This window comes from Actinomycetes bacterium, assembly GCA_035489715.1.
GTDB lineage: Bacteria > Actinomycetota > Actinomycetes > JACCUZ01 > JACCUZ01 > DATHAP01.
Map to the genome: position 1 here is coordinate 16,754 of DATHAP010000136.1, position 12,007 is coordinate 28,760.

Consider the following 12,007-nt stretch of genomic DNA (forward strand, 5'->3'; position numbering starts at 1 on the left):
GACCCGCCGTGTCGAGCGGTGCCCCGCCGACAGCAGCGATTCTGCCCCATGGCACTGACAGGCCGTCGTGGCGCGCGTCCCGCCACTACGGTTGGCCCGATGGAGGAGAACAGGGCGCGCCGCGTCGTCGACCGGCTGCGCGAGAGCGGGGTCGACGCCCATCTCGAGAAGGCCGGCGTCTACCAGTTCGGCGTCCGGGTCCGCCTCGACGGCGGGCGCAACGCGGTCTGGGACAGCGACGGCACTGCCGGCCTCGAGGCCCAGGTCATGCGCGACGGCATGCTGGTGGGCTTCGTCCCGGTGATCGAGGGCTCCGAGCACTTCGACGAGTCGCAGGTCGTCGAAGCGATCGTGCACACCGACTACGAGCAGCCGGTCGCCCGCCGTCGCGCCGAGCCACCGCCGCCGGCGGAGCCGCTGCCGCCCGAGGGCGGCCTCTTCCGCCGCTTCCTGGGCGGCTTCCGCCACCACTGAGCACTCAGTCGAGCACCAGTCAGGCGATCACCGGTCAGCCGTGCACCGGTCAGTCGAGCACCGCGTCGACCGCGTCGGCGAGCAGACGGCCGACGTCACCGAGCACGTGCCGCCCTTCTTGGACGACCCGCTGCCCCGACCCGACCACGTCGGTCACGTCGGACGCGGTTCCCGCGAACACCACGCGCTCCAGCGCGGCCGCCGCCGTCCCGCCCGCGGTACGCACCGAGTCCAGCCGCACGGCGACCAGGTCGGCCCGTGCGCCCACCTCGATCCGGCCGGCGTCCGGGAAGCCGAGCGACGCGTGGCCGGCGGCGGTGGCCGCGGCGAGGAGGTCGGCTGCCGACCAGCTGCCGCGGACTCCGCTCGACAGCCGCTGGTGCATCTCGACGGCGCGGGCCTCCTCGAGCAGGTCGACGACCGCGTGGCTGTCCGACCCGAGCGTGAGCGGGCTGCCGGCGTCGCGCAGTGCGCCGGCCGGGCCGATGCCGTCGGCGAGGTCCCGCTCGGTGGTGGGGCAGAAGCAGGCGTACGTCCTCGACGACCCGAGGAGCCGGACGTCGTCGTCGGTCAGGTGGGTGGCGTGCACGGCGGTCGTCCCGGGGCCGAGCAGCCCGGCGTCGTGCAGCAGCCGGGTCGGCGTGACGCCGTACGTCGCCAGGCACTGCTCGTTCTCCGCCGGCTGCTCGGACACGTGCACGTGCAGCGGCCCTCCCCGTGCGGCTGCGGTGACCGCGGGCAGCTGGTCGGCCGGCACGCCGCGCACGGAGTGCGCGGCGACACCGACCACGACGTCGGAGGCGGGACCGACCGTGCCGCGCAGCTGCTCGACCCGCTGCGCCCAGCGGTCCGCATCGCCGTCGCCGAACCGCCGCTGCACGCCCTCGAGCGGCCGGCCGACCCCGCCGGTCAGGTAGAGGGTGTCGAGCAGCGCGATCCGCAGCCCGGCCGCGCGGGCCGCCGCGACCAGCGCCAGGCCGGTCGCGTTGGGCTCGGCGTAGGGGCGGCCGTCCGGCCCGTGGTGCAGGTAGTGGAACTCGCCCACGCAGGTCACCCCTGCCAGGGCCATCTCGGCGAACACCGCGGTGGCCAGCCGGCGGTAGGAGTCCGGGTCCAGCCGGCCGGCGACGGCGTACATCTGCTCGCGCCAGGTCCAGAACGACCCTGGTCGACCCGGACCGTCGGCCCGCTGGGTGCGACCGCGCAGGGCGCGGTGGAACGCGTGCGAGTGCGAGTTCGCCAGCCCCGGCACGATCAGGCCGCGCAGCCGCTCGGCGTCCGGGGGGCCGGTGTCCTCGGCGACGGCGGTGATGCGCCCGCCGGACTCCTCGACCCGGACGTCCCGTGCGACCCGGCCGTCCGGCAGGAGCGCGAGCTCGCAGGACCAGGTGGTCACCGCTGCTTGTCACCGGTGAGCTCGGCGAGCACGGTGGCCAGCGCGTCGACGCCGGCCAGGCAGTCGTCGCGCTCGGCGTGCTCGGCGGGGGAGTGGCTGACCCCGGTGGGGTTGCGGACGAAGAGCATCACCGTCGGCACGCCGGCCGCCGCGAGGACGCCGGCGTCGTGGCCGGCCGCGGTCGGCAGCACCGGGGCGCCGCCGAGCAGTGCGGCCACCTGGTCGCGCAGCGGCTCGTCGAAGACGACCTCGGGCGACCAGGACTCCTCGGCCGGGTCGGCCGCCGCGGCAGTACCGACCGCAGCGACCACGGCACGTACGGACGCCTCGTCGACGGCGCGCGCGTCCAGCCAGGCCCGCACCTGCGACGGCACGGCGTTGGTGCCGTTGGGGGTCACCTCGACCTTGCCGATCGTGGCGACCGCGCCGTGCTGCTCGGCGACGGCACGGGCGGCGAGCACCGCCGACGCGAGGCGCAGAGTCGGGTCGTCGCGGTCGGCCAGCCGGGTGGTGCCCGCGTGGTTGGCCTCGCCGGCCAGGTCCAGGCGCCACCGCCCGTGCGGCCAGATGCCGTGCCCGACACCTAAGGGGGCCGGCACGTCGACCAGGGCGCGGCCCTGCTCGACGTGCAGCTCCACGTAGCTGCCGATCCGCGCCAGCGTGTCGTCGTCGCGGCCGAGGTGCGCCGGGTCGTGGCCGGCCGACCGCATCGCGTCCGCCAGCGTCGTGGCGTCGGCGTCGCGCAGGTCCCGCGCCCGGTCCGGGTCGAGGACGCCGGTCAGCAGGCGGGAGCCGACGCACGGGACGCCGAAGCGGGCACCCTCCTCGTCGGTGAAGCCCACGACCGCGAGCGGGCGGGCCGGCTCGTGGCCGTCGGCGCGCAGCCGGTCGACGGCGGCGAAGGCGCTGACCACGCCCAGCGGCCCGTCGAACGCGCCGCCGTCGGGCACCGAGTCCAGGTGGCTGCCGGTCACGACCGCGCGGCCGCCACCGTGAGGCCGGTCGGGGTCGCCCCACCAGGCCCACTGGTTGCCGTTGCGGTCGACGGTGAGGTCCAACCCCCGGGCGGCGGCCTCTCCGGCGAACCATTCCCGCAGGGTGTGGTCGACGCTGGACCAGGCGAACCGGCGGTAGCCACCGGTGGCGTCGTGCCGGCCCACCGGACGCAGGTCGTCCCACATCCGGGCGAGGCTCACACCGCCCACCCTAGGGGTGGACTCGTGTGCGGCCTGAACGCCGGACAGGGCAGGATGCCCGCCATGCGACTCCTGCTCATCGGTGCCCCTGGCTCCGGCAAGGGGACCCAGGCGGTCCGCATCGCCGAGCGGCTGGGGATCACGCACATCTCCAGCGGCGACCTGCTGCGCCAGCACGTCAAGGACGGCACCGCGATCGGCCGGCAGGTCCAGGAGTACGTCTCGCAAGGCGACCTGGTGCCGGACCAGATCGTGCTCGACATGCTGCGCAAGCCGATCCTCGCGGCGAGCGAGGCCGGGGGTTACGTGCTCGACGGGTTCCCGCGCACCGTCGACCAGGCGAAGATCGCGTACGACACCGCGCGCGAGCTGGGCGTCGCCGTGCAGGTGGCCATCCACCTCGCCGTGCCCATGGACGACCTGGTGCAGCGGCTGCTGTCCCGCGGCCGGGGGTCGGACGACACCCAGGCGGTCATCGAGCACCGGCTCGAGGTCTACCACGCCAAGACCGAGCCGATGATCGCCTACTACGCCGACCGGGAGCTGCTGATCACGGTCGACGGGTCGCAGCCGATGGACGACGTGACCGCCGCCGCGCTGGCCGGCCTCGACCAGCACGAGTCGCATCTCACCGACTGACCTGCGTCTCCAGTGCCCGGATGCCACGCCGTGGCCGGCTTTCCGGAGCGGCTCATGTCCTGGTCGTCGCTCGCTCGAAGGTCGTTCTCCCGCCCCACAGTGTCCCTGTCAACGGCACGCGTACCAGAAGTATTCGAGCGCGGCGTGCAGGCCAGGGTGCCGAGCCGCCCTCGCATTGTGGTGTCAGGGGACGATCTCGGTTGGAGTGCTGGCGCACCACCAGCACGGCCCCGCTCAGGTGCCGCTGCTCGCATCGGATCGGCGGCTGCCGACCCGTCTGGACACTGTCATGATCGTGAGGAGGATGCGGCCTCCGGAGGGCTGCTCCGCCTCACGGTCACGAGGGGCTGCACACCGTGCTGAGACCGATGAGTCGACCGCAGATGTGAGGTCTTTGCTGCCATGACCAAGCTCAGAGTCCACATCTCCACCTCGCTCGACGGCTTCGTCGCCGGGCCCGGCCAGAGCGAGCAGGAGCCGCTCGGCGTCGGAGGTGAGAGCCTGCACGACTGGGTCGTCGCCCTCGAGGCCTGGCGCCAGGGCCACGGCGAGGACGGCGGCGAGGTCAACGCCAGCACGCCGGTCATGCAGGAGAAGATGGCCGGCCTCGGTGCCGAGATCATGGGCCGCGGCATGTTCGGCCCGGCCGGTGGTGGGCCGTGGGGTGACGACCCGTGGCCCGGCTGGTGGGGTGAGGACCCGCCGTTCCACCACCCGGTGTTCGTCGTCACCCACCACGATCGTGCGCCGCTGACGCTGTCGGACACCACGTACACCTTCGTGACCGACGGCATCCAGTCCGCGCTGGACCAGGCGCGGGAGGCGGCCGACGGCAAGGACGTGCTCCTCAGCGGCGGCGCCGACGTGATCAACCAGTACCTGGCCGCGGGGCTGGTCGACGAGCTCGAGCTCCACGTCGTCCCGATCCTGCTCGGCGGGGGCTCCCGGCTCTTCGAGGGAGTCGGCCCGGGCGTGCGGCTGGAGCAGGTCCGCGCGGTCGAGGCGCCCGGGGTCACCCACCTCACGTACCGGGTCAGCCGCCCCAGAACGGGCCGCTGAGGCCGACCGATCGGAAGTACTCCGCCGCCTCGACCGGCTCGCGACGGGCGTAGCCGCGGTCCAGCCGCCCGGCGTACCAGCCCCGCGCGAGCCGCCACAGCGTCGTGAGGTCCATGACGTGGCCGCGGTCCTGCCCGATGCTCGCGAGCCAGCGGTCGACGCAGTCCGCTGAGCAGAACAGCCTCTGGTTGCCGCACGCGCGCACGACGTCGTCCCACACCTGCGCCATCGGGACGAGGAAGTGGGCGACCTCCTTGCCGGCCGGCGGCCCGACCCGGTCGACGACCCAGGACAGCGGGGCGTCGCAGGCTGGGCAGCGGGTGGCGACGAGCACCGACGGCTCGGCGTCGACCAGGTGCGGGATCGCGAACGAGTCCCACGCGCAGCCGCCCCACCACAGGGTGTGCTCGCCCATCACCGAGAAGCCGAAGGACTCGGTCGCGAACGGGTGCGCCAGCACCAGGCGGTCGTCGGTGCCGATGACGACGTGGCGCTGCCTCGCCAGCCGCCGCAGCCCCTCGCGCACCCCGGTCGTGTCGGTGCCGACGCGCAGGGCGAGCTCCTCGTCGCTGGGCACCGTCCCCGTGGCAGCGAGTGCGCCGTACACCTCGAGCCGCAGGTCCTCGTCGGCGGCGTCGCTCACCGCGCGCCGTCGGCGGCGAGCAGGAGGCGCTCGGGCACCAGGTCGAGCAGCGCGCGGGCGTACGCGTCCGGTGCCGTCGGTGCCTCGGCCGTGCCCTCGCTGTCCGCAGCGTCCACGACCACCGTGACGACGTACGCCGCCTCGGTGCGCTCCAGTCGCCGCAGGGTGGCACCGAGCAGGATGCGCAGCTGCCCCTCGGTCGGCAGCCACAGCGCGGCGTGCTGGTCGAGGCTGTCCAGCGCCCACTCGGTGGTGCCGTTGAAGCCGATGACCGGCCCGCTGGCGAAGTCGTGCACCTCGATCGTCATGTCGCTGAGCACGAAGACGTCGTCGTCCATGTTGCGGTCGGGCACGACGAAGTGGTCTCCCCGCGCCGGCACCCATGACAGTCCGGCTGCGCGCAGCTCACGGGCGACGTCGATCGAGGCACGCGGCTGCAGGGGCTGCACCATCCCCCGACCGTAGACTCCACGCGTGCCGGGCGGCAGCGTGCGAGTGGGCATCTCCGGATGGACCTACCCGCCGTGGCGCGGCGTCTTCTACCCGAAGGGGCTGCCGCAGCGCCGCGAGCTGGAGTACGCCGCGCAACGACTCACCTCGATCGAGGTCAACGGGTCGTTCTACGCGCTGCAGAAGCCGGAGTCGTGGCAGACCTGGCGGGCCGAGACCCCGGACGGCTTCCTGTTCTCGGTCAAGGGCGGCCGGTTCATCACCCACATGAAGAAGCTCAACGACGTCGCCGTGCCGCTGGCCAACTTCTTCGCGTCCGGGATGCTCGCCCTGGGCGACAAGCTTGGCCCGATGCTGTGGCAGCTGCCGCCCAACCTCGGCTTCGACGCGGGCCGGATCGGCGACTTCCTCGACCTGCTGCCGAGGACGACAGCTGCGGCGGCCGCGACGGCCGCCGGCCACGACGAGCGGATGGCGGGCCGGGCGTTGGTGACCACCGACGCCGACCGCCCGCTGCGGCACGCGATGGAGGTGCGGCACCACACGTTCGAGACCGAGGCCTTCCTCGACCTGCTGCGGTCGCGCGACGTCGCCGTCGTGACGGCCGACACGGCGGGGAAGTGGCCGGTGTTCCTCGAGCCGACGTCGTCGCTGGCGTACGTCCGGCTGCACGGCGACGAGGAGCTCTACGTCAGCGGGTACGACGACGAGGCGCTGGACCTCTGGGCCGCCCGGGTGAGCGGCTGGGCCGAGGCCGGTCACGACGTCGTCGTCTACTTCGACAACGACGCGAAGGTCCGGGCGCCGGTCGACGCGATAGCGCTGATGGCGCGCCTCGGGCTGCGGCCCCTGGGCGCCTGACCGCCGGCGAGTGGTGGAGATGGGGGCAGAAACGCGTGCGCCATGCCCAACCTCCACCACTCGGGCGACGTGGATAGTTGGCATCCGCACGGAAATGGTTGTAGCCTCCATCTAGTTAGTTGGTGCAAGCACCTAGATGGCGGGAGAGACCGATGGGCGAGCCGACCCGAAAGGCAGCCGTCGAGGCCCTGGGCGAGCAGGTCATCCGGCTGAACAAGGCCAATGCGGTCCTCAAGGCGCAGGTCGCTGCCCGGCACGCCGCCGGGGACAGCCCCGGCATCGAGCTGGCGGCGTACGCGCTGCTCTTCCACCTGGTCAAGGAAGGCCCGCGCCGGGCCTCCGCCCTCGCCGAGACCGCCTGCGTCGACCCTTCCACGGTCAGCCGGCAGGTCGCCGAGCTGGTCAAGGCCGGGCTGGTCGAGCGTGTCCCCGACCCGGACGACGGCCGGGCCAGCCTGCTGGTCGCCACCGAGCGTGGTCGCGAGCAGCACGCCGTTCGCGTCGCCCGGCGGCACCGGATGTTCGACCGGGTGCTGTCCGACTGGTCGGTCGACGACCTGTCCGCGCTCACCGCCCTGCTCGACCGCTTCAACGACGACCTCCTGGCTGCCCGCCCCACCCTGCTGGACGAGATGGCTCCGGCCGCAGCCGACCCGCAGACCCAGACCCTGGAGCACTCCGCCTCATGAGCTCGACCACCGTCCCCGACCACTCGCAGCCGCTGACCCACCGGCAGATCCTCTCGATCCTGACCGGGCTGATGGCCGGCATGTTCCTCGCGGCGCTGGACCAGACCATCGTCGCGACCTCGATCCGCACCATCGCCGACGACCTGAACGGCCTGTCGGTGCAGGCGTGGGCGACCACGGCGTACCTGATCACCGCCACCATCAGCACGCCGCTCTACGGCAAGCTGTCCGACCTCTACGGCCGCCGGCCGTTCTTCATCGCGGCGATCTCGATCTTCGTCGTCGGCTCGCTGCTGTGCGGGTTCTCGCAGGAGATGTGGCAGCTCGCCGCGTTCCGCGCGGTGCAGGGCCTCGGCGCCGGCGGCCTCTTCTCGCTGGCGCTGACGATCATCGGCGACATCGTGCCGCCCCGAGAGCGCGCCAAGTACCAGGGCTACTTCCTTGCCGTCTTCGGAACCTCGAGCGTCCTGGGCCCCGTCGTCGGTGGCTTCCTGGCCGGCCAGGAGACGGTGCTCGGCATCACCGGCTGGCGCTGGGTCTTCCTCATCAACGTCCCGGTCGGCGCCGTCGCGCTCGTGCTCGTCATGCGCAGCCTGCATCTCCCGCACACCCGCCGCGAGCACCAGATCGACTGGCCCGGCGCGCTCGCGCTGGTCGCCGGGCTGGTGCCGCTGCTCCTGCTCGCCGAGCAGGGCAGGGAATGGGGATGGAGCTCGCCGCTGTCGGTCTCGCTGATGGTCATCGGTGTGCTGGGCATCATCGCGTTCCTGCTGGCCGAGCGGCACTACGGCGACGACGCGCTGCTTCCTCTGCGGCTCTTCCGGGGCCGCACGTTCGGCATCGGCTCGCTGCTCAACTTCATCCTCGGCATGGGGATGTTCGGCGGGCTGGCCGCCCTGCCGCTCTACCTGCAGATCGTCAAGGGCGCCTCGCCCACCGAGGCCGGTCTGCTGCTTCTCCCGCTGACCGCCGGCATCATGTCCGGCTCGATCTTCGCGGGCCAGATGATCAGCCGCACCGGTCGCTACAAGAAGTTCCCCGTCATCGGGGCCGGGCTGCTGGTCGTGGCCCTGGCCATGCTGTCGACGATCGGCGTCGACACCCCGCTGGGCTACACGATGGGCTACGCCGCGCTGTTCGGCCTGGGGCTCGGCTTCAACATGCAGCCGCTCGTCCTCGCGGTGCAGAACGCGGTGCCGCCGCAGGACATGGGCGTGGCCACCTCGTCGGCGACGTTCTTCCGCCAGATGGGCGGCACGCTGGGCACCGCGGTCTTCCTGTCGATCCTGTTCTCGACCGTGACGGACAACATCGTCCGTGCCTTCCAGGACGCGGCGCAGACCCCGGCCTTCCGGTCGGCGCTGCAGGACCCGGCGGTGACCGGTGACCCGGCCAACGCCAAGATCCTCGAGGCGCTGCAGTCGGGCGGCGGCACGACGCCGACCCTGCCGGCCGGCACGCTGGACGACACGTCGTTCCTCGCCGACCTCGACGACCGGCTGGCCCGGCCGTTCCTGGTCGGCTTCTCCGACTCGATGGACCTGGTCTTCCGGTTCGCCGCCATGGTGCTGGTGCTGGCCTTCGTCGTCGTGCTCTTCCTCCCCGAGGAGAAGCTGCGCAGCCTGTCCGGCATCCAGGCCCAGCAGCAGCAACGGGCCGACGAGGCCGCGGCGGCCGAGCTGGCCGCCGGGCGGTCGGCGGACCAGGGCGGCGAGCCCGGTGCCACCGCGGCTGCGGCCAGCCAGGTGTCGGCGCCCTCGAGCCAGATGGTCGACGGCGAGGTGCTGGAGGACCCGGTCGAGGGGATGCCCGCGCGCTAGCTGGAGCTAGCGGAGGACGAACCACACGTGCTTGCCGTCGGGCTTGGGGTCGACCCCCCAGTCCGACGACAGCGTGTCCACGAGCGCCAGGCCGCGGCCACTCTCGTCGCCGTGGCCGGCGGTCCGGCGGGCCGGCATCACCGACGAGCCGTCGCGGACCCGCACCTGCAGGGCGTCGCCGTCGCACTCGATCGCGACGACCACCGGAGGCCCGCCGTGAAGCACCGAGTTGCTCACCAGCTCGCTCACCAGGAGCACGGCGTCCTCGACGATCTCGGCGTGGTGGGTGACGCAGCCGGCGGCTGGCAGGAACTGGCGCGCCTGCGTGGGCGCCTCGTCGCCGGGCGCCAGGCGGCGTTGGGCGCGCGGCGTCTCCGGGCACATGGCGGTCTCCGGTCGGGTCGGCGGTCGGGCGGCGGTCAGTGGGGCGCACGCACCGGCCCGACGGACCGGCTCACTCGGCGCCACGGCACCTCCCGGCGTCGCGCGGCGACCTGCCTGTGCCCGGCGGCTCACTGGGCGAACCTCGATCGGCCGGATCTCTGCGATCCGTAGCTCTGCGATCCGTGTTCGGGAGTCGGACCGTCAGTCGTGGCGGGCAGGGACAGTGACCTGCGCATCGCGGCCACGGAGTGGCCGCGCAGTGACGCGTCGAGGACCTCGACCGTGTGGGCGAGGTGGACCGGCCGGGCGCCGGGGTGGCCGGCGTCCGCCATGCGGTTGAGCGAGACGGCGACCTGCATCAGGCAGCCGGGGTTGGCGGTGACCAGCAGGTCGGCGCCGGTGTCGAGCACCGCCTGCGCCTTGCGGTCACCGAGCTCGCGGGCCGGCTCGGGGTGGACCACGTTGTAGATGCCCGCCGAGCCGCAGCAGACCTCCGGGTCCGCGATCTCGCGAAGCTCGAGCCCCGGTATGCCGCGCAGCAGCTCGCGCGGCTGGGAACGCACGCCCTGGGCGTGCCCGAGGTGGCAGGCGTCGTGGTAGGCGACGGTGACCGGCAGCGGGTGCCGGCCGGCCACCGGCCCGAGGTCGGCGAGCAGCTCGCTGACGTCGCGCACATCGGCCGCGAACCGCTGCGCCCGCGCGGCGTACGCCGGGTCGTCGGCCAGCAGCTCGGCGTACTCCTTCATCGACGAGCCGCAGCCGGCCGCGTTGACCACCACCCGCTCGACTCCGGCAGCCTCGAAGGTGTCGATCGTGCGGCGGGCGAAGGCCATCGCCTCGACCTCGCGGCCGTTGTGCACCGACAGCGCGCCGCAGCAGCCTTGCCCTCGGGGCACGACCACGTCGCAGCCCTCCATCGCCAGCACCCGGGCGGTGGCGGCGTTGACCCGCGGGAAGAACTCGCCCTGCACGCAGCCGGTGAGCATGCCCACGACGGCCCGTCGCTCGCCGCGGGCCGCCACCCGCTCCGGGACCCGCGGCGCGCGGCGCACCGGGGGAGCGAGCGACGCCATCGCCGCCAGGCTCGGCGCCACGCGCCCGAGCAGCCCGCTGCGCTCGACCGCGCCCTGCAGGCCGCTGCGGCGGAAGAGCGACAGCGGGCCGCGCATCATCCGCAGCCGCCTGGGGTGCGGGAACAGCGCGAACACCGCTTCGCGGAGCAGCCGGTCGGCCAGCGGACGGCGGTGCCGGCGCTCCACCTGCGCGAGGGTCGCCTCGATCAGCCTGTCGTACTGGACCCCGGAGGGGCACGCGGTCACGCACGCCATGCAGCCCAGGCAGGCGTCGATGTGCTGCACCATCGCGTCGGTCATCGGCTCGCCGCCGAGCCCGGCCTGCATCAGGTAGATCCGGCCGCGGGGCGAGTCCATCTCCTCGCCCCACAGCACGTAGGTCGGACAGGTCGGCAGGCAGAAGCCGCAATGCACGCAGTCCGACGCGAGCGCGGCCGAGGGCGGACGGTGCTCGTCGAACGCCGGCTCGCCCGGCGCCTCGGGCACCCGCAGCGGCCCGTCGGACCCGAGGGTCCCCGTCGTGGTCGCGTCCACCTTCAGATCCCTCCCACGAAGCGGCCGGGCGAGAGCCGGTGGCCGGGGTCCATCTCGTCCTTGAGCCGACGCATCAGGTGCAGGCCCGGCACCGGCCCCCACACGTCCACGACGTCGTGCACCGACTGCGGTGCCGTCAGCACCGTGACGCTGCCGCCCGAGCCGGCCGCCGTCGCGCGCAGCCGCTCCACGACGGCGGCGACGTGGGCGGGCTCGGTGCCGGCAGGGACCCCGACGTGCAGGACGCCCGCCGCCGAGCCGCGGACCCGCAGCGGCGTGCGCCCGGACAGGGCGCGCGCCGTCGTCAGCACGTCGGCCACCCCGGTCAACGACGACGTCACCTTGAGGCCGGTGCCGCCCGCGTCGAAGGGCAGGTCGGCCCAGCCGTCCGGCAGGTCGGTGGTGACCTCGGTGTCCACGGAGCCGTACGCCGTCAGCAGCTCGGCCGCCGCTCGGGCACGGCGCTCGACGCCGCCCTCGATCCCCTCGAGCAGCACGGTGACCGTGCCGGGGCTGGTGCCCTGCTGGTCGACCTCGACCGCCGACGGCACGAGCTGCGACCCCGTCACGGCAGCTGCGGCGGTGGAGGCCGCGGCCGGGTCGGACGTGCGCACCGCGACAACCCGGCGGGAGTCGGGCAGCGGGTGCAGCCGCACGACGACCTCGGTGACCAGCGCGAGGGTGCCGTAGGTGCCGAGCAGCAGCTTGCCGAAGTCGTAGCCGGCGACGTTCTTGACGACGGTGCCGCCGGACTTCGCGACGACCCCGTCAGCGCGCACGAAGGTGATG

13 protein-coding genes are annotated in these 12,007 nt (G+C 73.5%); 6 read left to right on the plus strand and 7 right to left on the minus strand.

What is annotated here, in order from left to right; translation table 11 throughout:
* The first annotated feature begins 99 nt into the window (after positions 1-99).
* The gene (locus VK640_10865; protein HTE73685.1) at positions 100-474 is read left to right on the plus strand and encodes a hypothetical protein; all 375 of its coding nucleotides are present in this window, start codon (positions 100-102) and stop codon (positions 472-474) included.
* 49 nt (positions 475-523) lie between these two features.
* On the opposite strand, the gene VK640_10870 is transcribed toward VK640_10865, so the two are convergent.
* Both VK640_10870 and VK640_10875 read right to left on the minus strand, forming a co-directional pair.
* Positions 524-1,870 carry a formimidoylglutamate deiminase gene (locus tag VK640_10870; GenBank protein HTE73686.1) on the minus strand — a complete coding sequence of 449 codons (1,347 nt, stop codon included), beginning with the start codon at positions 1,868-1,870 and terminating at the stop codon, positions 524-526.
* The gene (locus VK640_10875) at positions 1,867-3,051 is read right to left on the minus strand and encodes an allantoate amidohydrolase (protein HTE73687.1); all 1,185 of its coding nucleotides are present in this window, start codon (positions 3,049-3,051) and stop codon (positions 1,867-1,869) included. The genes VK640_10870 and VK640_10875 overlap by 4 nt, the downstream gene beginning before the upstream one ends.
* 78 nt (positions 3,052-3,129) lie before the next feature.
* Here VK640_10875 and VK640_10880 point away from each other — a divergent pair, with 78 nt between their 5' ends.
* Complete coding sequence (locus VK640_10880; protein HTE73688.1) at positions 3,130-3,705, plus strand: adenylate kinase; 576 nt, start codon at positions 3,130-3,132, stop codon at positions 3,703-3,705.
* Between the two features lie 402 nt (positions 3,706-4,107).
* Complete coding sequence (locus tag VK640_10885) at positions 4,108-4,764, plus strand: dihydrofolate reductase family protein (GenBank protein HTE73689.1); 657 nt, start codon at positions 4,108-4,110, stop codon at positions 4,762-4,764.
* Here the strand turns inward: VK640_10885 and merB are convergent.
* Together merB and VK640_10895 are read right to left on the minus strand one after the other, a co-directional pair.
* The gene (gene merB / locus VK640_10890; GenBank protein ID HTE73690.1) at positions 4,739-5,407 is read right to left on the minus strand and encodes an organomercurial lyase; all 669 of its coding nucleotides are present in this window, start codon (positions 5,405-5,407) and stop codon (positions 4,739-4,741) included. The two genes, VK640_10885 and merB, sit on opposite strands and share 26 nt — an antisense overlap.
* Positions 5,404-5,859, minus strand: coding sequence for a pilus assembly protein CpaE (locus tag VK640_10895; protein ID HTE73691.1), 456 nt, complete (start codon positions 5,857-5,859; stop codon positions 5,404-5,406). Before VK640_10895 ends, merB begins: the two co-directional genes overlap by 4 nt.
* A 22-nt stretch (positions 5,860-5,881) precedes the next feature.
* Here VK640_10895 and VK640_10900 point away from each other — a divergent pair, with 22 nt between their 5' ends.
* The 3 genes from VK640_10900 to VK640_10910 all read left to right on the plus strand — a co-directional run bounded on the left by VK640_10900 (position 5,882) and on the right by VK640_10910 (position 9,227).
* Positions 5,882-6,718, plus strand: a complete 837-nt coding sequence (locus tag VK640_10900) for a DUF72 domain-containing protein (protein HTE73692.1) — start codon at positions 5,882-5,884, stop codon at positions 6,716-6,718.
* A gap of 152 nt (positions 6,719-6,870) precedes the next feature.
* A complete protein-coding gene (locus VK640_10905) occupies positions 6,871-7,407 on the plus strand; it encodes a MarR family transcriptional regulator (GenBank protein ID HTE73693.1) in 537 nt (178 codons plus the stop codon).
* Positions 7,404-9,227, plus strand: a complete 1,824-nt coding sequence (locus VK640_10910; protein ID HTE73694.1) for an MDR family MFS transporter — start codon at positions 7,404-7,406, stop codon at positions 9,225-9,227. Before VK640_10905 ends, VK640_10910 begins: the two co-directional genes overlap by 4 nt.
* A gap of 6 nt (positions 9,228-9,233) precedes the next feature.
* Here VK640_10910 and VK640_10915 read toward each other — a convergent pair whose 3' ends face one another.
* The 3 genes from VK640_10915 to VK640_10925 form a co-directional block, all read right to left on the minus strand.
* Positions 9,234-9,611, minus strand: a complete 378-nt coding sequence (locus VK640_10915; protein HTE73695.1) for an ATP-binding protein — start codon at positions 9,609-9,611, stop codon at positions 9,234-9,236.
* 128 nt (positions 9,612-9,739) lie between these two features.
* Positions 9,740-11,170, minus strand: coding sequence for a heterodisulfide reductase-related iron-sulfur binding cluster (locus VK640_10920; GenBank protein ID HTE73696.1), 1,431 nt, complete (start codon positions 11,168-11,170; stop codon positions 9,740-9,742).
* A 50-nt stretch (positions 11,171-11,220) separates the two neighbouring features.
* Positions 11,221-12,007: FAD-binding oxidoreductase (locus VK640_10925; protein ID HTE73697.1), on the minus strand; the 787-nt coding region annotated here is incomplete at its 5' end.

Bases quoted from the DNA above. Each gene is read 5' to 3' on its own strand.
- VK640_10865 (HTE73685.1), top strand. From the start codon at position 100: ATGGAGGAGAACAGGGCGCGCCGCGTCGTCGACCGGCTGCGCGAGAGC.
- VK640_10875 (HTE73687.1), bottom strand. From the start codon at position 3,051: ATGTGGGACGACCTGCGTCCGGTGGGCCGGCACGACGCCACCGGTGGC.
- VK640_10880 (HTE73688.1), top strand. From the start codon at position 3,130: ATGCGACTCCTGCTCATCGGTGCCCCTGGCTCCGGCAAGGGGACCCAG.
- VK640_10885 (HTE73689.1), top strand. From the start codon at position 4,108: ATGACCAAGCTCAGAGTCCACATCTCCACCTCGCTCGACGGCTTCGTC.
- VK640_10895 (HTE73691.1), bottom strand. From the start codon at position 5,859: ATGGTGCAGCCCCTGCAGCCGCGTGCCTCGATCGACGTCGCCCGTGAG.
- VK640_10905 (HTE73693.1), top strand. From the start codon at position 6,871: ATGGGCGAGCCGACCCGAAAGGCAGCCGTCGAGGCCCTGGGCGAGCAG.
- VK640_10910 (HTE73694.1), top strand. From the start codon at position 7,404: ATGAGCTCGACCACCGTCCCCGACCACTCGCAGCCGCTGACCCACCGG.
- VK640_10915 (HTE73695.1), bottom strand. From the start codon at position 9,611: ATGTGCCCGGAGACGCCGCGCGCCCAACGCCGCCTGGCGCCCGGCGAC.